This window comes from Pseudomonas sp. TE4620 (genome assembly GCF_056279045.1).
In genome coordinates, this window is record NZ_JBWBQO010000001.1 from 3814864 (window position 1) to 3836017 (window position 21154).

At 61.7% G+C, this 21154-nt stretch carries 22 protein-coding genes and 1 pseudogene; 17 read left to right on the forward strand and 6 right to left on the reverse strand.

Features of this window, described 5'->3' with window-relative positions:
* Positions 1-84: 84 nt before the first annotated feature.
* The 6 genes from ACZ9A3_RS17655 (at position 85) to ACZ9A3_RS17680 (ending at position 6482) form a co-directional block, all read left to right on the forward strand.
* On the forward strand, positions 85-2124 hold the full coding sequence (locus ACZ9A3_RS17655; protein WP_476252955.1) for a c-type cytochrome: 2040 nt from the start codon (positions 85-87) through the stop codon (positions 2122-2124).
* Positions 2125-2288: 164 nt separating this feature from the next.
* The gene (locus tag ACZ9A3_RS17660; RefSeq protein WP_476252956.1) at positions 2289-3071 is read left to right on the forward strand and encodes a transporter substrate-binding domain-containing protein; all 783 of its coding nucleotides are present in this window, start codon (positions 2289-2291) and stop codon (positions 3069-3071) included.
* A 64-nt stretch (positions 3072-3135) separates the two neighbouring features.
* Positions 3136-3864 carry an ABC transporter permease gene (locus tag ACZ9A3_RS17665; RefSeq protein ID WP_093380154.1) on the forward strand — a complete coding sequence of 243 codons (729 nt, stop codon included), beginning with the start codon at positions 3136-3138 and terminating at the stop codon, positions 3862-3864.
* Complete coding sequence (locus tag ACZ9A3_RS17670) at positions 3861-4571, forward strand: ABC transporter permease (protein WP_038999132.1); 711 nt, start codon at positions 3861-3863, stop codon at positions 4569-4571. Before ACZ9A3_RS17665 ends, ACZ9A3_RS17670 begins: the two co-directional genes overlap by 4 nt.
* A gap of 7 nt (positions 4572-4578) precedes the next feature.
* The gene (locus ACZ9A3_RS17675; protein ID WP_093380152.1) at positions 4579-5694 is read left to right on the forward strand and encodes a succinylglutamate desuccinylase/aspartoacylase family protein; all 1116 of its coding nucleotides are present in this window, start codon (positions 4579-4581) and stop codon (positions 5692-5694) included.
* A gap of 23 nt (positions 5695-5717) precedes the next feature.
* Positions 5718-6482 (forward strand): ABC transporter ATP-binding protein, encoded by a 765-nt coding sequence (locus tag ACZ9A3_RS17680; protein WP_045197766.1) that lies wholly within the window; start codon positions 5718-5720, stop codon positions 6480-6482.
* 3 nt (positions 6483-6485) lie between these two features.
* On the opposite strand, the gene ACZ9A3_RS17685 is transcribed toward ACZ9A3_RS17680, so the two are convergent.
* Both ACZ9A3_RS17685 and dcd read right to left on the reverse strand, forming a co-directional pair.
* The gene (locus tag ACZ9A3_RS17685) at positions 6486-6719 is read right to left on the reverse strand and encodes a hypothetical protein (protein ID WP_045197764.1); all 234 of its coding nucleotides are present in this window, start codon (positions 6717-6719) and stop codon (positions 6486-6488) included.
* A 99-nt stretch (positions 6720-6818) separates the two neighbouring features.
* Positions 6819-7385, reverse strand: a complete 567-nt coding sequence (gene dcd / locus ACZ9A3_RS17690; protein WP_028943496.1) for a dCTP deaminase — start codon at positions 7383-7385, stop codon at positions 6819-6821.
* Between the two features lie 351 nt (positions 7386-7736).
* On the opposite strand from dcd, the gene ACZ9A3_RS17695 reads away from it, so the two are divergent.
* Positions 7737-7946 (forward strand): cold-shock protein, encoded by a 210-nt coding sequence (locus tag ACZ9A3_RS17695; RefSeq protein ID WP_010221054.1) that lies wholly within the window; start codon positions 7737-7739, stop codon positions 7944-7946.
* Positions 7947-8076: 130 nt separating this feature from the next.
* Here ACZ9A3_RS17695 and apbC read toward each other — a convergent pair whose 3' ends face one another.
* Positions 8077-9171, reverse strand: a complete 1095-nt coding sequence (gene apbC / locus ACZ9A3_RS17700; RefSeq protein WP_045197762.1) for an iron-sulfur cluster carrier protein ApbC — start codon at positions 9169-9171, stop codon at positions 8077-8079.
* Positions 9172-9327: 156 nt separating this feature from the next.
* On the opposite strand from apbC, the gene metG reads away from it, so the two are divergent.
* The 8 genes and pseudogenes from metG (at position 9328) to ACZ9A3_RS17740 (ending at position 15913) form a co-directional block, all read left to right on the forward strand.
* Entirely contained in the window at positions 9328-11367 is a 2040-nt protein-coding gene (gene metG / locus ACZ9A3_RS17705; RefSeq protein ID WP_045197760.1) for a methionine--tRNA ligase, read from the forward strand.
* A 90-nt stretch (positions 11368-11457) separates the two neighbouring features.
* Positions 11458-12039 carry an Rnf-Nqr domain containing protein gene (locus tag ACZ9A3_RS17710; RefSeq protein WP_045197758.1) on the forward strand — a complete coding sequence of 194 codons (582 nt, stop codon included), beginning with the start codon at positions 11458-11460 and terminating at the stop codon, positions 12037-12039.
* Positions 12036-12872, forward strand: a pseudogene (gene rsxB, locus ACZ9A3_RS17715) (electron transport complex subunit RsxB); the annotation flags it as partial. The gene ACZ9A3_RS17710 and the pseudogene rsxB, both read left to right, overlap by 4 nt.
* A gap of 4 nt (positions 12873-12876) precedes the next feature.
* Positions 12877-13857: an RnfABCDGE type electron transport complex subunit D gene (locus tag ACZ9A3_RS17720; protein WP_093380146.1), complete on the forward strand. Its 981-nt coding sequence runs from the start codon at positions 12877-12879 to the stop codon at positions 13855-13857.
* Positions 13854-14471 (forward strand): RnfABCDGE type electron transport complex subunit G, encoded by a 618-nt coding sequence (locus ACZ9A3_RS17725; protein ID WP_045197751.1) that lies wholly within the window; start codon positions 13854-13856, stop codon positions 14469-14471. Before ACZ9A3_RS17720 ends, ACZ9A3_RS17725 begins: the two co-directional genes overlap by 4 nt.
* A complete protein-coding gene (locus tag ACZ9A3_RS17730) occupies positions 14464-14988 on the forward strand; it encodes an Rnf-Nqr domain containing protein (RefSeq protein ID WP_045197749.1) in 525 nt (174 codons plus the stop codon). Before ACZ9A3_RS17725 ends, ACZ9A3_RS17730 begins: the two co-directional genes overlap by 8 nt.
* Positions 14989-14992: 4 nt before the next feature.
* Complete coding sequence (gene nth, locus ACZ9A3_RS17735) at positions 14993-15631, forward strand: endonuclease III (protein ID WP_093380141.1); 639 nt, start codon at positions 14993-14995, stop codon at positions 15629-15631.
* A 105-nt stretch (positions 15632-15736) separates the two neighbouring features.
* Positions 15737-15913 (forward strand): PA3496 family putative envelope integrity protein, encoded by a 177-nt coding sequence (locus ACZ9A3_RS17740; protein WP_045197746.1) that lies wholly within the window; start codon positions 15737-15739, stop codon positions 15911-15913.
* Between the two features lie 62 nt (positions 15914-15975).
* On the opposite strand, the gene ACZ9A3_RS17745 is transcribed toward ACZ9A3_RS17740, so the two are convergent.
* Positions 15976-16602, reverse strand: a complete 627-nt coding sequence (locus ACZ9A3_RS17745) for a response regulator transcription factor (protein ID WP_045197743.1) — start codon at positions 16600-16602, stop codon at positions 15976-15978.
* A 455-nt stretch (positions 16603-17057) separates the two neighbouring features.
* On the opposite strand from ACZ9A3_RS17745, the gene ACZ9A3_RS17750 reads away from it, so the two are divergent.
* Positions 17058-17618, forward strand: a complete 561-nt coding sequence (locus ACZ9A3_RS17750) for a hypothetical protein (RefSeq protein WP_476252957.1) — start codon at positions 17058-17060, stop codon at positions 17616-17618.
* A 54-nt stretch (positions 17619-17672) separates the two neighbouring features.
* Here ACZ9A3_RS17750 and ACZ9A3_RS17755 read toward each other — a convergent pair whose 3' ends face one another.
* Together ACZ9A3_RS17755 and ACZ9A3_RS17760 are read right to left on the reverse strand one after the other, a co-directional pair.
* On the reverse strand, positions 17673-18890 hold the full coding sequence (locus ACZ9A3_RS17755; RefSeq protein WP_038999115.1) for an argininosuccinate synthase: 1218 nt from the start codon (positions 18888-18890) through the stop codon (positions 17673-17675).
* 129 nt (positions 18891-19019) lie between these two features.
* Positions 19020-19973 carry a flagellar protein MotY gene (locus tag ACZ9A3_RS17760; RefSeq protein ID WP_476252958.1) on the reverse strand — a complete coding sequence of 318 codons (954 nt, stop codon included), beginning with the start codon at positions 19971-19973 and terminating at the stop codon, positions 19020-19022.
* Positions 19974-20103: 130 nt separating this feature from the next.
* Between ACZ9A3_RS17760 and pyrC the strand changes: the two genes are divergently transcribed.
* The gene (gene pyrC / locus ACZ9A3_RS17765; RefSeq protein ID WP_093380133.1) at positions 20104-21150 is read left to right on the forward strand and encodes a dihydroorotase; all 1047 of its coding nucleotides are present in this window, start codon (positions 20104-20106) and stop codon (positions 21148-21150) included.
* Positions 21151-21154: the final 4 nt, after the last annotated feature.

Below are 21154 nucleotides of genomic sequence, written 5' to 3' on the forward strand. Positions count from 1 at the left end.
GCCTCTGCCTGATGAACCATAAAAACGATTGCAGCCCTGCGCCCAGGGGACCACCCCAGGCCAGGTGACTAAAGGAATAATGCAATGGCATCTGCCTTCTCCCGTCTGGCCCTGGTGGCCACGACCGTGTTCTCGATCTCCGTATTCGCCAGCGAACCGCCCCCGGCAGCGGCGGCCGACAGCGAACTGCTTGCCCGAGGCAAATACATCGCCCAGCTCGGCGACTGCATTGCTTGCCACACCGCACCGCAAGCACCGGAAATGGCCGGTGGCCTGCAGCTGAAAACGCCGATGGGCACCATCTACTCAAGCAACATCACCCCCGACCCGGACACTGGCATCGGCCGCTACAGCTTCGAGCAGTTCGACAAGGCCATGCGCGAAGGCGTGACCCCGGACGGCACCAACCTGTACCCGGCAATGCCCTACCCGTCCTACGCGAAAATGAGCGAAGCGGACATGCGCGCCCTGTACGCCTACCTGATGCAGGGCGTGACGCCGATCAGCCAGTCCAACCAGGAAGCGGACATGAGCTGGCCGTTCAACATGCGCTGGGGCCTGTCGCTGTGGAACTTCGCCTTCGTCGACAGCGAGCCCTTCGAGCCCGATCCCGCCAAGGACGAAGTGCTCAATCGGGGCGCCTACCTGGTGCAGGGCCTGGGCCATTGTGGTGCCTGCCATACCCCACGCGGCATCGCCTTCCAGGAAAAGGCCATGAGCGACGCCGGCCGCAGCGGCAAGCACTTCCTCGCCGGTGAAACCGTAGAGCACTGGCAGGCCCTGAGCCTGCGCAACCTGTGGACCGTGCAAGACACCGTGCAATTGCTCAAGACCGGGCAGAACCGCTTCGCCACGGTGTCGGGCAACATGGCCGACGTCATTCATCACAGTACCCAGCACTTCAGCGACGGCGACCTGGTGGCCATCGCCAGCTACCTGAAATCGCTGCCGCCGGGCAAGGATGACCTGCCGATGCCGGATATCCCGCTGGCCGCAGCCGTCGCCCCGGTTGACCTGTTCAGCAGCCGCGGCGGCCTGGGCTACACCCAGTTCTGCAGCGATTGCCACCGCCCGGACGGGCGTGGGGTCCCGGGCCTGTTCCCGCCACTGGCCGGCAACCCGAGCATCGCCTCGACCAACCCGACCTCGCTGCTGCACATCACCCTCACCGGCTGGGAAACCGCGCAAACCGCCACCCATTCACGGGTTTACACCATGCCCGGCTTCGCCCGCCTGGCCGATCAAGAGATCGCCGAGATCCTCACCTTCGTGCGCGGTCGCTGGGGCAACAACAGCTCGCCGATCACTGCCAAGCAGGTGAAAACCCTGCGTGACCAGCTCAATCCGCAGACCACCGACTCCAGCGCCTTTGAAACCCCGCGCCTGGCCAACCTGCTCGCCGCAGCCAACGCCGACCAGGTGATCCGCGGCATGCGCTTGCACCTGCAAACCCGCGAGCTGTTGCCGGACAACGTCGGCAACGCGCTGAACTGCACCAGCTGTCACCTCAACGCCGGCACCGTGGCCGACGGCTCGCCGTTTGTCGGCGTCTCGGCGTTCTTCCCCAGCTACGCTCCGCGGGCGGGCAAGGAAGTCACCCTTGAAGAGCGCATCAACGGCTGCTTCCGGCGTTCGATGAACGGCAAGCCGATACCGCCGCAATCGGCGGACATGCAGGCGATGGTGGCCTATTTCGACTGGATGAAGATGAACACCCAGCCGGGCGACAAGGTGGCCGGGCGCGGGGTCGGCAAGATCGACACGGCGATCAAGCCAGACCTGGACAACGGCAAGCAGGTGTATGCCGAGCAGTGCGCGGTGTGCCATGGCAGCAATGGCGAGGGCCTGGCCCGAGAAGACGGCAGCCTGGTGTACCCGCCGCTGTGGGGCGATCAGTCGTTCAACATCGGCGCCGGCATGGCCCGCACCTATACCGCCGCAGCGTTCGTCAAACGCAACATGCCGATCGGCTTTCACGAGAAATTCCCCCTGGGCCAGGGCGGCTTGAGTGACCAGGAGGCAGTGGACGTCGCGGCCTGGTTCTCGCAACAGCCACGGCCGGACTTCCCGGACAAGGTCAAGGACTGGCCCAACGGCGGCAAGCCGGTGGATGCGCGATACTGAGGCTGTTCGGGGCCGCGCTGCGGCCCCTCGCTGGCAAGGCCTGCTCCCACTGAATGTGGGGCTGGCCTGGAATATGGTGTGAAACTTGCTATCACTGTGTTGTCTGGCATCGACCGGTAACGGCCCTTTGCCACCCCAACACTTTGCGAATCCAAGGACACACAATGAAAAAAGCATGGCTGACGCTTTCCGCACTCGCGTTGTGTCTGGCTGCGGGGAACACCCTGGCCAAGGAATACAAGGAGCTGCGCTTCGGCGTCGATCCGTCTTATGCACCGTTCGAATCGAAAGCCGCCAACGGTTCCCTGGTGGGCTTCGACATCGACCTGGGCAATGCCATCTGTGCTGAGCTCAAGGTCAAGTGCAAGTGGGTGGAAAGTGACTTTGACGGCATGATTCCGGGGCTCAAGGCCAACAAGTTCGACGGTGTGATCTCGTCGATGACCGTTACCCCGGCCCGGGAAAAAGTCATCGATTTCTCCAGCGAGCTGTTTTCCGGCCCTACCGCCCTGGTGTTCAAAAAAGGTGCAGGCCTGACCGCCGACCCGGCCTCGCTCAAGGGCAAGACTGTCGGCTACGAGCAAGGCACCATCCAGGAAGCCTACGCCAAGGCCGTGCTGGACAAGGCCGGGGTCAAGACCCAGGCCTACCAGAACCAGGACCAGGTCTATTCCGACCTGACCTCCGGACGCCTGGATGCCTCGATCCAGGACATGCTCCAGGCCGAACTGGGCTTTCTCAAGTCGCCACAAGGCGCCGACTATGAAGTCAGTGAGCCGGTCGACAGCGAATTGCTGCCGTCCAAGACCGCAGTCGGTATCAAAAAAGGTAACACTGAGCTCAAGGCACTCCTGAACAAAGGTATCAAAGCGTTACACGACGACGGCACCTACGCCACGATCCAGAAAAAGCACTTCGGTGACCTGAACCTCTACAGCGGCAAATAACCACTGCGGGAACCGGCAAACGCCGGTTCCCGCATGATCGCGTCCACTGGCATAGGTTCGCTTCATGTTCGAAGACCTGCTGCAGTTCCTGGGGCTCTCGGCATTCAGCTTGAAGGGCTTCGGCCCCTTGCTGCTGCAGGGCACCTGGATGACCCTCAAACTGTCCTTCATGTCGCTGCTGGTCAGCGTTGGCCTGGGCCTGCTCGGCGCCAGTGCCAAGCTCTCGCCGCTGCGCCCGCTACGCCTGATCGCCCAGGCCTACACCACGCTGATTCGCGGCGTGCCTGACCTGGTGCTGATGCTGCTGATTTTCTACAGCCTGCAAACCTGGCTGACCAGCCTCACCGACGCCATGGAGTGGGAATACATCGAGATCGACCCGTTCGCCGCCGGGGTCATCACCCTGGGCTTCATCTACGGCGCCTATTTCACCGAAACCTTTCGCGGCGCAATTCTCGCCGTGCCGCGCGGCCAGGTCGAAGCGGCCACTGCTTACGGCCTCAAGCGCCTGCAACGCTTTCGCTTCGTGGTCTTTCCGCAAATGATGCGCTTCGCCCTGCCCGGCATCGGCAACAACTGGATGGTGATGCTCAAGGCCACTGCTCTGGTGTCGATCATCGGCCTGGCCGACCTGGTCAAGGCCGCCCAGGACGCCGGCAAGAGCAGCTACCAGTTGTTCTACTTCCTGGTGGTCGCGGCGTTCATCTACCTGTTGATCACCAGCGCCTCCAACGTCGCCCTGCGCTGGCTGGAACGGCGCTATAACGTCGGCACCCGGGAGGCCATCCGATGATCGAGCTCTTGCAGGAATACTGGCGCGCCTTCCTCTACACCGACGGCACCCACATCACCGGCCTGGCCATGACCCTGTGGTTGCTCACCGCAGCCCTGGCGATTGGCTTCGTGGTTTCGATCCCGTTGTCGATTGCGCGGGTTTCGCCGCGCTTCTGGGTTCGCTGGCCCGTGCAGTTCTATACCTACCTGTTCCGCGGCACGCCGCTGTATATCCAGTTGCTGATCTGCTACACCGGGATCTACAGCCTGGAAGCGGTGCGCGCGCAGCCGCTGCTCGACAGCTTTTTTCGCGATGCGATGAACTGCACCATCCTCGCCTTTGCCCTCAACACCTGCGCCTACACCACGGAGATTTTCGCCGGGGCGATCCGCAGCATGAACCATGGTGAAGTCGAGGCCGCCAAGGCCTATGGCCTGCGCGGCTGGAAACTTTATGCTTATATCATCATGCCGTCGGCGCTGCGCCGCTCGCTGCCCTACTACAGCAACGAAGTGATCCTGATGCTGCACTCCACCACGGTGGCCTTCACCGCCACCGTGCCGGACATCCTCAAGGTCGCCCGCGACGCCAACTCGGCCACATTTCTGACCTTTCAGTCGTTCGGCATCGCCGCGCTGATCTACCTGTGCGTGACCTTCGCCCTGGTAGGGCTGTTTCGCATCGCCGAACGTCGCTGGCTGGCTTTTCTAGGACCGACACACTAGGACTGATATGCATCACTCGACTCATGACATTCTGGCACCGGTTCCCGGCATTGCCCGCCAGATCCACAGCTTTCACTTCGGCCCCCGCGGCGCCGGCAAAATCTACATCCAGGCCTCGCTGCATGCCGATGAACTGCCCGGCATGCTGGTGGCCTGGCACCTCAAGCAACGCCTGACCGAACTTGAGGCCCAGGGCCTGCTGCGCCGCGAAATCGTGCTGGTGCCGATCGCCAACCCGGTAGGCCTGGAACAGGTACTGATGGATGTGCCGCTGGGCCGTTACGAGCTGCAAAGCGGCGAGAATTTCAACCGCCATTTCGTTGACTTGAGCGACCAGATCGGCGACCAGATTGCCGATCACCTGACCCAGGACCCGCAGCACAACATTGCCCTGATCCGCGAAAGCCTGCGCCGCGCCCTGGATGCCCATGCTGCCCACACCCCGCTGCAATCCCAGCGCCTGACCCTGCAGCGCCTGGCCTGCGACGCCGAGATGGTGCTCGACCTGCATTGCGACTTCGAAGCCGTGGCGCACCTGTACACCACGCCCGAAGCCTGGCCGCAGGTCGAACCGCTGTCGCGCTACCTGGGCGCCCAGGCCAGCCTGCTGGCCACCGACTCGGGCGGGCAGTCCTTCGATGAATGTTTCACCCTGGTCTGGTGGCAATTGCAGCAGCGCTTCGCCAAGCAGTTCCCGATCCCCCAGGGCAGCTTTTCGGTGACCGTCGAATTGCGTGGCCAGGGCGATGTCAGCCATCCGTTGGCGGAACAGGACTGCACGGCGATTCTCGAGTACCTGACCCGTTACGGCGCCATTGAAGGCGAACCTGCCACCTTGCCCGCCCTCAGCTACCCGGCAACGCCGCTGGCCGGGGTGGAACCGGTGGCAACGCCGCTGGGCGGCCTGTTGGTGTTCCACGCCAAGCCGGGCCAGTACCTGCAGGCCGACCAACTGATCGCCGAAGTTATCGACCCGCTCAGCGACCGGGTCACCCCGGTGCGCAACAGCCAGCCCGGCCTGCTCTATGCCCGCTCGCTGCGGCGCATGGCCACCGCCGGCATGGTCATCGCCCATGTGGCAGGCAACCAGGCCTACCGCAGCGGCTACCTGCTGTCGCCTTGACCCCTTACCTTTAGAGCCTGCGCATGTACAAACTGACCATCGAAGACCTGCACAAACGCTACGGCGAGCACCATGTGCTCAAGGGCGTATCGCTCAAGGCCAGGACCGGCGACGTGATCTGCCTGATCGGCGCCAGCGGCTCGGGCAAGAGTACCTTCCTGCGCTGCATCAACTTCCTCGAGCAACCCAACGAAGGCAGCATGACCCTCGATGGCAAGCCGGTGCACATGACCCAGGACCATCATGGCCTGCACGTCACCGATCCGGACGAGCTGCAGCGCCTGCGCACGCGCCTGGCCATGGTGTTCCAGCACTTCAACCTGTGGAGCCACCTGAGCGTGCTGGACAACATCGCCATGGCGCCGCGACGGGTGCTGGGCGTGAGCAAGCACGAGGCCGAAGAACGCGCCCGGCGCTACCTGGACAAAGTCGGCCTGGCACCGCGGGTGGCCGATCAATACCCGGCATTTCTCTCCGGCGGCCAGCAGCAACGGGTGGCTATCGCCCGGGCACTGGCCATGGAGCCGGAAGTCATGCTGTTCGACGAGCCGACCTCGGCGCTGGACCCGGAGCTGGTCGGCGAAGTGTTGCGGGTGATTCAGGGCCTGGCCGAAGAGGGCCGGACCATGATCATGGTGACCCACGAAATGGCCTTCGCACGCAAGGTGGCGAGCCAGGTGATGTTCCTCCACCAGGGGTTGGTGGAGGAGCAAGGGCCGCCGGACGAGGTACTGGGCAATCCAAAAAGCGAACGCCTGCGTCAGTTTCTCAGCGGCAACCTCAAGTAGCAGTCAGGCGACGGGGGCCGGTGGCGGCTCGTCAGGCAGAGTGGGCTCACCCGGCTCCATCGGCGGGGTATCACCCGGCTGTGCAGGGATAGGCGTGTCTGGATCAGGCTGACCGGGCACGCCGCCTGCGTGGAGGATGTGCGGGTGCGGATGGGCCAGCAGCGACCAGGCCAACATCCCAACGCTGTTGGGCTGCAGCACGGCCAGCTTGGCACTGATGGTCGGGTCGAGTTTCATGGGCGGCTCCTGGTTGACGTCCGCCTGGCGTGTTGCCGGGCGGAACAATTCAACTCATTGGAGTACGCCGCAGGCAAGGAATTCCCTCGCCTTGTCGCCTCAGGTGCGTGGCAGGGTAACGCCGCGCTGGCCCTGGTATTTACCGCCACGATCCTTATAGGACACTTCGCATTCTTCGTCGGATTCGAGGAAGAGCATCTGCGCCACGCCTTCGTTGGCGTAGATTTTCGCCGGCAGCGTGGTGGTGTTGGAGAACTCCAGGGTCACGTGACCTTCCCACTCGGGCTCAAGCGGGGTGACGTTGACAATGATGCCGCAGCGGGCGTAGGTGCTCTTGCCCAGGCAGATGGTCAGCACGTTGCGCGGGATACGGAAGTATTCGACGGTGCGGGCCAGCGCGAAGGAGTTCGGCGGGATGATGCAGACGTCGCTCTTGACGTCGACAAAGCTGCCGGCGTCGAAGTTTTTCGGATCGACGGTCGCCGAGTTGATGTTGGTGAACACCTTGAATTCGTCGGCGCAGCGCACGTCGTAGCCGTAGCTGGAGACGCCGAAGGAGATCAGCCGGTTGTCGCTCTCACCGCGCACCTGGCGCTCGACGAACGGCTCGATCATGCCGTGTTCCTGCGCCATGCGGCGAATCCACTTGTCCGATTTGATGCTCATGGCGGGGTGTCCTGAAATTGCGTGGTGAAAAAATTCTGTGGCGCATCTTACCGGGCCCGGCGCCGGGTTCAAAGTTCCATGCAGCATCAACCGTCGGATCCCCGTACCACGGGGCCTGCACGGGAGCGCGAGGCACCGTCAGTCATGAATTATGAGAAAGCGTCACAAGACCATTGGCACGTTCTGGAAAAAGGGTTAAGGTGACGCCACTGTGCTGCACGTGTCACTGAGAATATCTACCTGATGCAAGATTTCGATCAACCCATCTTCATGAATTTTCTGCCTCTTTGCACTCAGTCTCGGCCAGGGCGTTTCCTGAGTCGTAGTTAACTTTGTCCAAGGAGACAGACCATGTCCAATCGCCAAACCGGTACCGTTAAGTGGTTCAACGATGAAAAAGGCTTCGGCTTCATCACCCCACAATCCGGTGACGACCTGTTCGTACACTTCAAAGCCATCAAAGCTGACGGTTTCAAAAGCCTGAAAGAAGGCCAAGCGGTCTCTTTCATCGCTACCCGCGGTCAGAAAGGCATGCAGGCTGAAGAAGTAGAAGTTATCTAACTTCCGCTTTACAGCTTGAAGAAAGCCCCGCCCTTAACAGGTGGGGCTTTTTTTATGCCCTGGATTTTGACCTCATCGCGGGGCAAGCCCGCTCCTACGGTAGGAGCGGGCTTGCCCCGCGAAAATCACCTCAGTCCTCGCTGATAGTGATATTCGGCATCGCCGGCGCCGCCGCTTCCTGCAACACGATCCGTGCACCGACCTGACGGGCCAGCTCCTGGTAGACCATGGCGATCTGGCTTTCCGGCTCGGCAATCGCCGTCGGCTTGCCGCTGTCGGCCTGTTCGCGGATCAGCATCGACAGCGGCAACGAGGCCAGCAGTTCGACACCGTACTGCGCCGCCAGCTTCTCGCCACCGCCCTCACCGAACAGATGCTCGGCATGGCCGCAGTTCGAACAGATGTGCACGGCCATGTTCTCGACCACGCCCAGCACCGGGATATTGACCTTGCGGAACATCTCCACGCCCTTCTTGGCGTCAAGCAGCGCCAGGTCTTGCGGGGTGGTAACGATCACCGAGCCGGCCACCGGGACTTTCTGCGCCAGGGTCAGCTGGATGTCGCCGGTGCCAGGCGGCATGTCGATCACCAGATAGTCGAGATCGTCCCAGGCGGTCTGGGTCACCAGTTGCAGCAAGGCCCCGGAGACCATCGGACCGCGCCAGACCATCGGCGTGTTGTCGTCGGTCAGGAAAGCCATGGACATGACCTCGACACCGTGGGCCTTGAGCGGCACGAACCACTTTTGCTCGCGAATCTGCGGGCGGGTGCCTTCGGCGATACCGAACATCACGCCCTGGCTCGGGCCATAGATGTCGGCATCGAGAATGCCTACCCGCGCGCCTTCGCGAGCCAGGGCCAGGGCCAGGTTGGCGGCGGTGGTCGATTTGCCGACACCGCCCTTGCCGGAGGCCACGGCGATGATGTTCTTGACGTTGGCCAGGCCCGGGATCTGCGCCTGGGCCTTGTGTGCGGCGATCACGCAGTTGATTTCGACCCGCGCCGAGGTAACCCCGTCGAGACCTTCGACAGCCGTTTGCAGCACCTGCGCCCAGCCATTTTTGAACAGGCCGGCGGCATAGCCCAGTTGCAGCTGCACGCTGACGCGATCGCCCTGGATATCAATGGCCTGGACACAGCCGGCGCTGACCGGGTCCTGGTTCAGGTATGGGTCGGTGTACTGGCGAAGAACGGCTTCGACGGCTGCGCGAGTGACGGCACTCATGGAGACTCCCGTGATAAAGACTGAGCAAAACAGACCACTATGCTAACCCGTCATCCCTCTTCAGATACGTCCATGGGGTGAAATATATTTCCCGGCGTTTTATAGTGGCCGATCACCGTTTCATCTCAAGTAGCCGAAAAAAGTAGCCGAGCCCCCATGTCCGAGCCACGTCAGATTCTCGTCACCAGCGCCCTGCCCTATGCCAATGGTTCCATTCACCTTGGCCATATGCTCGAGTACATCCAGACAGACATGTGGGTGCGCTTCCAGAAGCTTCGCGGCAACCAGTGCATTTATGTCTGCGCTGACGACGCCCACGGCTCGGCCATCATGCTGCGCGCCGAGAAAGAAGGCATCACCCCCGAGCAACTGATTGCCGCCGTCCAGGCCGAGCACAGCGGGGATTTCGCCGACTTTCTGGTCGACTTCGACAACTTCCACTCGACCCACGCCGAAGAAAACCGCGAACTGTCGAGCCAGATCTACCTCAAGCTGCGTGACGCCGGGCACATCGCTACCCGCTCGATCACCCAGTATTTCGACCCGGACAAAAAAATGTTCCTGGCCGACCGCTTCATCAAGGGCACCTGCCCCAAGTGCGCGGCTGAAGACCAGTACGGCGACAACTGCGAAAAATGCGGCGCCACCTACGCACCAACCGAGCTGAAGAACCCCAAGTCGGCGATTTCCGGCGCCACCCCGGTGCTCAAGGATTCGCAACACTTCTTCTTCAAGCTGCCAGACTTCCAGGCCATGCTCCAGCAGTGGACCCGCAGCGGTACCCTGCAGGACGCGGTGGCCAACAAGATCGCCGAATGGCTGGATGCCGGCCTGCAGGAATGGGACATCTCCCGTGATGCGCCGTACTTCGGCTTCGAGATTCCCGACGAGCCGGGCAAGTACTTCTACGTCTGGCTGGACGCCCCGATCGGCTACATGGCCAGCTTCAAGAACCTGTGCGCCCGCCGCCCGGAGCTGGACTTCGACGCGTTCTGGAACAAGGATTCGAAAGCCGAGCTGTACCACTTCATCGGCAAGGACATCGTCAACTTCCACGCCCTGTTCTGGCCAGCCATGCTCGAAGGCGCCGGCTACCGCAAGCCGACCGGCATCAACGTGCACGGCTACCTGACCGTCAACGGTTCGAAGATGTCCAAGTCGCGCGGCACCTTCATCAAGGCCCGCACCTACCTGGATCACCTGGCGCCGGAATACCTGCGTTACTACTACGCCTCCAAACTGGGCCGCGGCGTCGACGACCTCGACCTGAACCTTGAAGACTTCATCCAGAAGGTCAACTCCGACCTGGTTGGCAAGGTAGTCAACATCGCCAGCCGCTGTGCAGGCTTCATCCACAAGGGTAACGACGGCGTCATGGTGGCCGGCGACGCCGCACCGGAACTGACCGAGGCCTTCCTCGCTGCCGCCCCGGGTATTGCCGAAGCCTACGAAGGCCGCGACTTTGCCCGTGCCATGCGCGAAATCATGGCCCTGGCCGACCGCGCCAACGCCTGGATCGCCGACAAGGCGCCGTGGTCGCTGGCCAAGCAGGAAGGCAAGCAGGACGAAGTCCAGGCGATCTGCGCCCAGGGCATTAACCTGTTCCGCCAGCTGGTAATCTTCCTCAAGCCGGTGCTGCCGGTGCTGGCCGCCGACGCCGAGGCGTTCCTCAATGTCGCGCCACTGACCTGGGCCGATCACCAGACCCGCCTGAGCAACCATCAGCTCAACCCGTTCAAGGCGCTGATGAGCCGCATCGACCCGGCCAAGGTCGAAGCCATGACCGCCGCTTCCAAGGAAGACCTGGCCGCCAGCCAGACCAGCGTTGTCACCGGCAATGGCGAACTGGCCAAGGATCCGCTGTCGGCCGAGATCGACTTCGACACCTTCGCCGCGGTCGACCTTCGGGTGGCCCTGATCCTCAAGGCCGAAGCCGTCGAGGGCGCCGACAAGCTGCTGCGCCTGACCCTGGACATCGGTGACGAGCAACGCAACGTGTTCTCCGGCATCAAGTCGGCGTACCCGGACCCGGCCAAGCTCGAAGGTCGCCTGACCATGATGATCGCCAACCTCAAGCCGCGCAAAATGCGTTTCGGCATCTCCGAAGGCATGGTCATGGCCGCAGGCCCCGGCGGTGAAGAAATTTACCTGCTCAGCCCTGACAGCGGCGCCAAGCCGGGCCAGCGCATCAAGTAAGGCTCACGCCCCGGCCGATTGCGGCCGGGGCGTTCTCATCTTCGCGTCATTGCCGGATAATGGCGGACAGCCTCAGCATTCGGCCCCCTCATGAGCGAATTCTTCCTGGCCCTGGTCAGCGCTGCGCTGATCAATAACCTGGTCCTGCACCAGGGGCTGGCCATCGACCCCTTGCTGCGCAGCGACACCGATCCGGATCGGCGCCAGGTGCATGCGTTGGGCCTGGCGACCCTGGTGTCGCTGGTAGTGGCGGTCGGGCTTGGGCAACTGATTTATCACCTGGCGTTGCTGCCCCTGCAGCTTGAATACCTGCGCCTGTTCGTGTTCCTGGCGCTGTGCGTGTTACCGATCAAGCCGCTGCTCGCAGTGCTGACACGCCTGCTGCCAACCCTGCCCTTCGACGGTTTGTTGCCCCTGATGGTGGGTAACCTGGCGCTGCTAGGCTTGAGCCTGCAAGCCAGTGAAGGCAGCTATGGGATTTTGCAAACCCTGGGCTGGAGCCTGGGCGGTGGCCTGGGTTTCTGGCTGGCCCTGGGCCTGTTCAGCGACCTGCGCCAGCGCAGCGACCACGATGACATCCCCCTGGCCTTTCGCGGCCTGCCGATCGAGCTGATCGGCGCCGGGATCATGGCCATGGCGTTTCTCGGATTCAACGGACTATTCAACCCATGAGCTTGATTCAACGCATCGACGCCCTGTTGCCGCAGACCCAATGCGGCAAATGTGGCCATCCTGGTTGCCGGCCTTACGCCGAAGGCCTGGCGGCGGGCGAAGCGATCAACAAATGCCCACCCGGAGGCGGCGAAACCATCGCAGCCTTGGCCAAGCTGTTGCACGTGCCGGTGATCGAACTCGACCACGAGCGCGGCCGTGCACCGGCGCAAGTCGCCTATATCCGTGAAGCCGAATGTATCGGCTGCACCAAATGCATCCAGGCCTGCCCGGTGGACGCCATCATCGGTGCCGCCAAGCTGATGCACACCGTGATCAGCGCCGAATGCACCGGCTGCGACCTGTGCGTGGCACCGTGCCCGGTGGACTGCATCGACCTGCTGCCATTGACCGCCAACAGCAACATCGTGCCGATTGTCGGTGGCCTGGCCGAAGACACCCAGACCCTCGAGGCCCGCAGCCACAAACGTAACCAGGCGCGGCGGCGCTTCGAGCAGCGCAACAACCGCCTGCAGCGCGAAGAAGCCCGCAAGCAGGCCGACCGCCTGGCCCGCAGCCAGCGTGCGGCCACTGCCACAATCACCACGCCGGGCGCCACTGTCGACGACCCGATCAAGGCCGCCATCGAACGGGTCAAGGCGCAGAAAGCCGCGGCCGCCGATGCAGCGCTGAAGCAGGCAAAAATCGCCGCCGCCATGAGCCGGGCGCAACTGAGCAAGGCCCGAAGCGCCTTTGGCGAGGCGCCGAACCAGGCCCAGCAAGCACAATTGGCTGAACTTGAGCACGAAGCGCAACAGGCCCAGGCTCGCCTGCAAGCACTGCAACCGGCGGCCGCCAATGGCCACGGCTGATAGCAGCGAGCGCCTGCGCAGCACCATGGCCATGGTGCTGCTGGCCAGCGCACCCGGGTTGCTGACCCTGCTGTGGCTGCATGGCTGGGGGCTGCTGCTGAACCTGCTGCTGTGCGCCGTTGCGGCGCTGGCGACTGAAGCGGCGCTGCTGCGACTGCAACAACGGCCAGGCCTGCCGGCGCTGAACGACGGCAGCGCCCTGGTGACTGCGGTGCTGCTGACAGCGGCACTGCCCGCCTACGCGCCCTGGTGGCTGCCAGCAATTGCCGCCAGCAGTGCCATTGCCCTGGGCAAGCAACTGTACGGCGGCGTCGGCAAGAACCTGTTCAACCCGGCGATGCTCGGCTATGCGCTGGTGTTGCTGTCGTTCCCGCAGCACATGACCCAGTGGCCGGTCACCCAGGTGCTGGGCCTGACCGACACGCTGCAGCAAGTGTTCGGCCTTGATTTGGGCAACCAGCCCGACGCCTGGGCGCAAGCCACGGTACTCGACGGCCTGCGCAACAACCGCAGCCTGACCATCGATGAATTGTTCGCCAGTCATCCAGGCTTCGGCCACCTTGGCGGTCGCGGCAGCGAATTCGTCAACCTGGCCTTTTTGCTCGGCGGCTTGCTTCTGGTGCAACGCAAGGTCATCAGTTGGCATGCGCCGCTCGGCCTGCTGGCCAGCCTGTTCGTGGCCAGCCTGCTGTGCTGGAACGGCTCGGGCTCGGACTCAAACGGCTCGCCGTTGCTGCACCTGCTGTCCGGTTCAACCATGCTGGTGGCGTTCTTCATTGTCACCGAGCCGGTTTCAGGAGCGAAAAGCCCGAAGGCCAAGCTGCTGTTTGGCGTCGGCGCGGGCTTGCTCATCTACCTGATCAGAACCTGGGGCAGCTACCCCGACGGCGCCGCCTTCGCGGTCCTGCTGATGAATCTTTGTGTTCCGTCCCTGGAGCGCTGGGCAGAACGCGGGCAAACATCATGAGCACCTCGTCGATTCGCACCACCGCCCTGCTACTGAGCCTTGCCGTGCTGGCCGTGGGTGGTACGGTGCTTTGGCAACAGTTCACCACCGCGCGCATCACTGCCGCCGAGCAGCAACTCAAGGCCCAACGCTGGCTGAGCGTGCTGGCGCAGCAGGCCTACGACAACCAACCGCTGCAACAGCCCCTGACTCTGGGCGCCACCAACCTGGACCACAGCCGGCTGCTCGCAGGCTATCTGGCAACCTTGAAAGGCCAGCCGAGCGCCGTTGTGCTGCACAGCCAGAGCCAGGGTTACGGCGGCCCGCTGGACCTGCTGATTGCCATTGATGAGGGGGGTCGCCTGATCGGCGTCAAGGTGCTGCAACAACAGGAGACGCCAGGCCTGGGCGGCAAGCTGGTGGAACCCGGCAACACCTGGCTGCAAGGCTTTGTCGGCAACAGCCGGCAAAAAACGCCTGATTCAGCCTGGGCGCTCAAGCGTGACAACGGCCAGTTCGATCAGTTGGCCGGTGCCACCGTCACCTCCCGCGCCGTCATTCAAGCCACCCACGATGCCCTGCGCTATTTCGACGAGCATCGCCAACAGTTGCTAAGCGCAGGTGCGGATGAATAGGCAATGGCTCGCTGCAATAAGCCTGGCGCCCGTGCTGGGCGCCACCCAGACATTGCTGCAGGCCAGCACCATGGCGCTGTTAAGCCTGCTGGCCGTCGGCCTGCACCGTCTGTGCATGACACCCCTGCGCAAACAGCTGGACGCTGACGCCCGCCTGTTCGCAAGCGTGCTGATGGCCGCCCTGCTGGTCACCTGCCTTGAGCTAGGCTTGCGCGCCTGGGCCCTGCCGCTGGCACTGGAGCTGGGCCGCTATCCGGCATTGATCGCCGTACAATGCCTGCTGTTCGAGCTGGCCCTGGGTAACAGTGCCCGCTGGCGTACCGCAGCTACCACACTGGCAGCATTTGCTGCGCTGTGCATGGCCGCGGGGTTCACGCGCCAGCTGCTCAGTGAGTTTGCCAACCTGCGCCTGGCCGGCATGTTGCCCGGCGCCTTGATCCTTCTGGGCCTGATACTCGCCCTGTATAACCGGGTTTGCCAACGGCGAGCCCTTTCCCGTCGTCAAGGAACACTTTGACCCCATGAATGCCGCCAAACGCCTGGAAATTTTTCGCAGGTTGCATGAAGACAACCCCGAGCCGAAAACCGAGCTGGCCTACACCAGTCCTTTCGAACTGCTGATTGCGGTCATCCTCTCGGCACAGGCTACCGACGTCAGCGTGAACAAGGCCACGGCCAAACTGTACCCGGTCGCCAATACCCCGCAAGCCATCCATGCCCTGGGTGTTGACGGCCTGTCGGAGTACATCAAGACCATCGGCCTGTACAACAGCAAGGCGAAAAACGTCATCGAAACCTGTCGCCTGCTGATGGAGCAACATGGCAGCCAGGTACCAGAAACCCGAGAAGCGCTTGAAGCACTACCCGGGGTTGGCCGCAAGACCGCCAACGTGGTGCTCAACACCGCCTTTCGGCAACTGGCCATGGCCGTTGATACGCATATTTTCCGGGTCAGCAACCGCACCGGCATTGCCCCGGGCAAGACCGTTCTGGAAGTTGAAAAGGCCTTGATGAAGTTCGTGCCCAAGCCGTACCTGCTTGACGCCCACCATTGGTTGATCCTGCACGGGCGCTATGTGTGCCAGGCGCGCAAACCCCGTTGCGGTAGTTGCCGGATCGAAGATTTGTGCGAGTACAAGCAGAAAACTTCGGACGATTGAGCCGATAGTGAAAAGACAGCTTGGTCGATTGAAAAAATCTTTTTTACCCGGTCAAAATTTCTCGCTATAAGGTGCGCCAATGGCCCTCTTGGCTTGGAGTGACTTATGAGCACCGATAAAGAAGACCTGGTTGTAGATGATGACATCGTCACTGAAGACGCAGACGACGAGGTCCCGGTTGAAGTGGCGAAAACCAACCTGAGCAAACGCCGCACCATCGACAACCTGCTGGAAGAGCGTCGCTTGCAAAAACAGCTGGCCGATTACGACTTCGACCTCTGAAGGATCGATACCGACAGATCACAAAAGCCTCCTTGATGGAGGCTTTGTTGTTTCTGGGCATTTCAAACAAGCCCGTTGCGCTGGGCCAGTTCGATCAGGTCAACCAACGAGCGAGCATTGAGTTTGAGCAATAATCGCGTTTTGTAGGTACTCACCGTCTTGTTGCTGAGGAACATGCCATCGGCAATCTCCTTGTTGGTTTTTCCGCGGGCCAGTTGCTGCAGCACCATCATCTCCCGGCCTGACAAACGCTCGACCATGTCCGCCTCGCTGGCGCCGCCCAGGTTCGAGCGAACCGAATGCAGCGCCTGGTTGGGGAAGTAGCTATACCCGGAAAGCACTGCCTTGATAGCGCTAAGCAACTCGGTCAGGTCCTGCTGCTTGCAGACATAGCCCGCAGCCCCTGCCTGCATGCAGCGCATGGAAAAATGCCCGGGCGCCTGCGAGGTCAATACCAGCACTTTGATGCTGGCATTGTTGGCGGTCAGCCGGGCGATCACCTCAAGGCCGTCAAGTTTGGGGATGCCGATGTCCAGGATAACGATATCCGGACCATGCTCGCGTGCCAGCTGCAATGCGTCCACGCCGTTATCCGTCTCGGCAATGACTTCATAACCATGCCGCTCCATCAACATGCGTACAGCCAGGCGAATGACCGGATGATCATCCACGATCAGGACTTTATTCATGGGCAAAATCCAATTGTTCGCTGTTCTATTGTTTTGAGCCAGCACAATAGCCTAGTTACACGACATATTGTATTGCGCCATTAACAAGCAAATGCACACAAGGACACAACCTACAACCATTAAAGAATTATCCTACAAGCGGGAAATACCAATAATTCTTTAAGGAATCAACACCTCGCTGGTAATTGCAGACCGTGTAAAGGCCGTACAAAACTTTCTCTATCACGGTAGCACCAGAGAATAAAATAACCTATAAAACCCAGCCTTATTACCTGAAGGAAATGTCCTATAGACTTGTTTGATAAAACCATATTGCAATTTGTGTATAATCGTTACATGTCCGTATTGGACACATTACCCAACCGAGAAACACAGCATGCTGCCTGGCATGGCGCAGCCCATGTAAACCTCGCAGTCACTGCGAACTTGCCCCGGTGGGCACATGGGAATCCTGGATGAGCAAAATCGAGCCGAAAAGCCCTTTGACGATCATTGCGATTTTCGCCGGCATCATCGAAGCCTCGGCGCTAGCCTCGCTGCCATTTCTGGGTGAAGACAGCCAGGGTATTTATACCTGGTTCCTGGTGGGCTTTCCGTTCTTCCTCACGGTATTGTTCTTCCTGACCCTTAACTTCAACTACAAATCGCTTTACTCACCTGAGTTGAACGAACCGACACCAGGCGTTATTCCAGCACCTGACACTGCCGATGCAAAAACTACTCTTGAGTCTCCAGCCCCCGCCCTTGTTACTTCCAGTCCGGTTGATACTCCAGCCGACCGCCCCATAGAAACTCCGAAAGCAATCGAAACAGCGAATGCATCCGCCATTAATAGCGGATGCACTACCGTCACGATTGCGCTGCGCGGCCCGGCAGCGGCCGACTTGATAAGCTACTTCGCCTTGCACGCACTCAAATCCCCGCCCGCACCGGACAGCAAATGGATTTTGTGCAACCTCGATAGCGGCAGGCAAACCGTGTTGCTGACGCGGCCGTTGAATGGTCCGGCACACTAATGTTCAGGCAAAAAAAACCCCGGCACAGGCCGGGGTTCTTCTGCACAACAAGCCTCAGACCAGCTTGCGGCCCTTGTTCGCAGCAATACGCATGCGCAGGGCATTGAGCTTGATGAAGCCCGCTGCGTCGGCCTGGTTGTAGGCGCCACCATCTTCTTCGAAGGTGGCGATGTTGGCGTCGAACAGCGAATCGTCGGACTTGCGGCCGGTGACGATGACGTTGCCTTTGTACAGCTTCAGGCGCACGACACCGTTCACGTTGACCTGCGAAGCGTCGATCATCTGTTGCAGCATCAGACGCTCAGGGCTCCACCAGTAGCCGGTATAGATCAGGCTGGCGTACTTGACCATCAGCTCATCTTTGAGGTGAGCGACTTCGCGGTCCAGGGTGATCGACTCGATCGCCCGGTGGGCGCGCAGCATGATGGTGCCGCCCGGGGTTTCGTAGCAGCCGCGGGACTTCATGCCGACGTAACGGTTTTCGACGATGTCCAGACGACCGATACCGTTCTCGCCGCCGATGCGGTTGAGGGTGGCCAGCACCGTGGCCGGCGACATTTCAACGCCGTCCAGAGCAACGATGTCGCCGTTGCGGTAGGTCAGTTCCAGGTAGGTCGGAACGTCCGGAGCGGTTTCTGGCGACTTGGTCCAGCGCCACATGTCTTCTTCGTGCTCGGTCCAGGTATCTTCCAGCACGCCGCCTTCATACGAGATGTGCAGCAGGTTGGCGTCCATCGAGTACGGCGACTTCTTCTTGCCGTGACGTTCGATCGGGATGCCGTGCTTCTCGGCGTAGTCCATCAGTTTTTCACGGGACAGCAGGTCCCATTCACGCCATGGCGCGATGACCTTGACGCCTGGCTTGAGGGCGTAGGCACCCAGTTCGAAACGGACCTGGTCGTTGCCTTTGCCGGTGGCACCATGGGAAATGGCATCGGCGCCGGTTTCGTTGGCGATTTCGATCAGGCGCTTGGCGATCAGCGGACGAGCGATGGAAGTACCCAGCAGGTACTCGCCCTCGTAGACGGTGTTGGCGCGGAACATCGGGAACACGAAGTCGCGTACGAACTCTTCGCGCAGGTCATCGATGTAGATTTCCTTGACGCCCATGGCCTGGGCCTTGGCGCGGGCCGGTTCGACCTCTTCGCCTTGTCCAAGGTCAGCGGTGAAGGTCACCACTTCACAGTTGTAGGTATCCTGCAGCCACTTGAGAATCACCGAAGTATCAAGGCCGCCGGAATACGCCAGTACGACCTTTTTTACGTCCGCCATGCCATCACTCCACGGGGTTGTACGGAAAGCCGTCGATTCTACCGGCCTTGCGACAAAATTTACAGTGGGGCGACAGCTTGTGACGACAAAGCGACAGGAACTGTCGAGAGCGCGACGGACGGTCGCACCTCAGGACGTGGCGACGGGCTTCGCGGTACTGGCTGCGGCAGCAGGTGCGGCCGGTGGTTTGGCTGCAGGTTCAACGGCCTTTTCCAGGGGTTTTTCGACAGGCGTAACCCGATCAAGCTGAATATTCACCCGTCGGTTGCGCGCGCGGTTGGCTGCGCTGTTGTTGCGCGCCAGCGGATAACGCTCGCCATGGAAGCGCACGGTGATCTGCTCTTCGGGAATACCGTGGGCCTTGAGGTACTCCATCACCGCCAGTGCCCGGCGCCGCGACAGGTCGCGGTTGGTCAGGCGGTTGCCGCTGTTGTCGGAGTGGCCGTCGAGTTCGATATGGTTAACAGTGGGGTCGGCCTTGAGGAAGTCGAGGATCACGTCCAGGCGTGCCCGGGCATCGGCATCCAGGTCAATGCCGCCGCCCGGAAAGCCGACCCGCGCCTGACGCACCTGGTCATAATTCATCGGCAAAAGTTTTGCCGCGCAGGCCTGATAGTCGCCGTAGGCCTTGCTGAACTTGACTGGCAACACCCGCACTTCCATGGTTCGCCCGGCTTCACCGGCGTAGTTGCGCACCACGGTGCTACGGCCATCGAGCAGGCCGTTGATCAAGCGGCTGGCCTGGCCCTGGGAACTGGTAAAAAGCACGCCGCTGCGGGCCATGCGCACCGCGCCCAGGTTGATATCGCCACGTCCGGGCTGCCACGGCGCGGCCGCCGCCAGCAGGGTGGCGGAACCGGCACCAAGGACGTTACTGCTTGAGCGCAGCTGGAAAGTTGGCTGCTCGCCGGCCCGGCGAACGAACTCGCCGCTGCCGAAATCGGCAATGGGTTGAACCAGCCGACATTCGAACTGATCGCCTTCGACCTTCCACTCGACGTTCTCCAGACGGGTCTGGAAAGTGAGTGCCATGGCGGGCATGCTGGCAAACACACTGAGCAGGGCTAGATAACGCTGGCGCACGGGCGGCTCCACAGATTTTCACGGTATACCTGCACGCTATCGGTCGGTCGCGGCAAAACTTGATAGCGAGTGCTCGTAACCGGCTTTTCCGGTAGCATTCACCTTGAGTTCGACCCGCCTGGAATCCCCAATGTCCGACCGCCTGACCCTCCTGCGTCCCGACGACTGGCACATCCATCTTCGTGATGGCGCTGTATTGCCGCATACCGTCGGCGACGTTGCGCGCACCTTTGCCCGCGCAATCATCATGCCCAACCTGGTACCACCGGTGCGCAACGCCGCCCAAGCCGGTGCCTACCGTGAGCGCATCCTTGCCGCACGCCCTGCCGGCAGCCGTTTCGAGCCGCTGATGGTGCTGTACCTCACCGACCGCACCCAGCCCGAGGAAATCCGCGCGGCCAAGGCCACCGGTTTTGTCCATGCCGCCAAGATGTATCCAGCCGGCGCGACGACCAACTCCGATTCCGGCGTCACCAGTGTCGACAAGATCTTCCCGGTGCTCGAAGCCATGGCCGAGGTCGGCATGCCACTGCTGGTGCACGGTGAAGTAACGCGCCCCGAGATCGACGTGTTCGACCGCGAGAAGCTGTTCATCGACGAGCACCTGCGCCGTGTGGTCGAGCGCTTCCCGACCCTCAAGGTGGTGTTCGAACACATCACCACCAGCGAAGCCGTGCAGTTCGTCAACGAGGCCCCGGCCAACGTCGGCGCGACCATCACTGCCCAGCACCTGCTGTACAACCGCAACCACATGCTGGTGGGCGGCATTCGTCCGCACTTCTATTGCCTGCCGATCCTCAAGCGCAACACCCACCAGGTGGCTTTGCTGGACGCCGCCACCAGCGGCAGCAGCAAGTTCTTCCTCGGTACCGACTCGGCGCCCCATGCCCAGCACGCCAAGGAAGCCGCCTGTGGCTGTGCCGGCTGCTACACCGCCTATGCCGCGATCGAGCTGTACGCCGAGGCATTCGAGCAGCGTAACGCGCTGGACAAGCTCGAAGGCTTCGCCAGCCTGCACGGCCCAAGCTTCTATGGCCTACCGGCCAACACCGATACGATTACCCTGGTCCGCGACAGCTGGACCGCCCCAAGCAGCTTGCCGTTCGGCGAGCAGACCGTTATCCCGCTGCGCGCCGGTGAGCAACTGCGCTGGCGCCTGCTGGAGGAAACTGCGTGAGCGA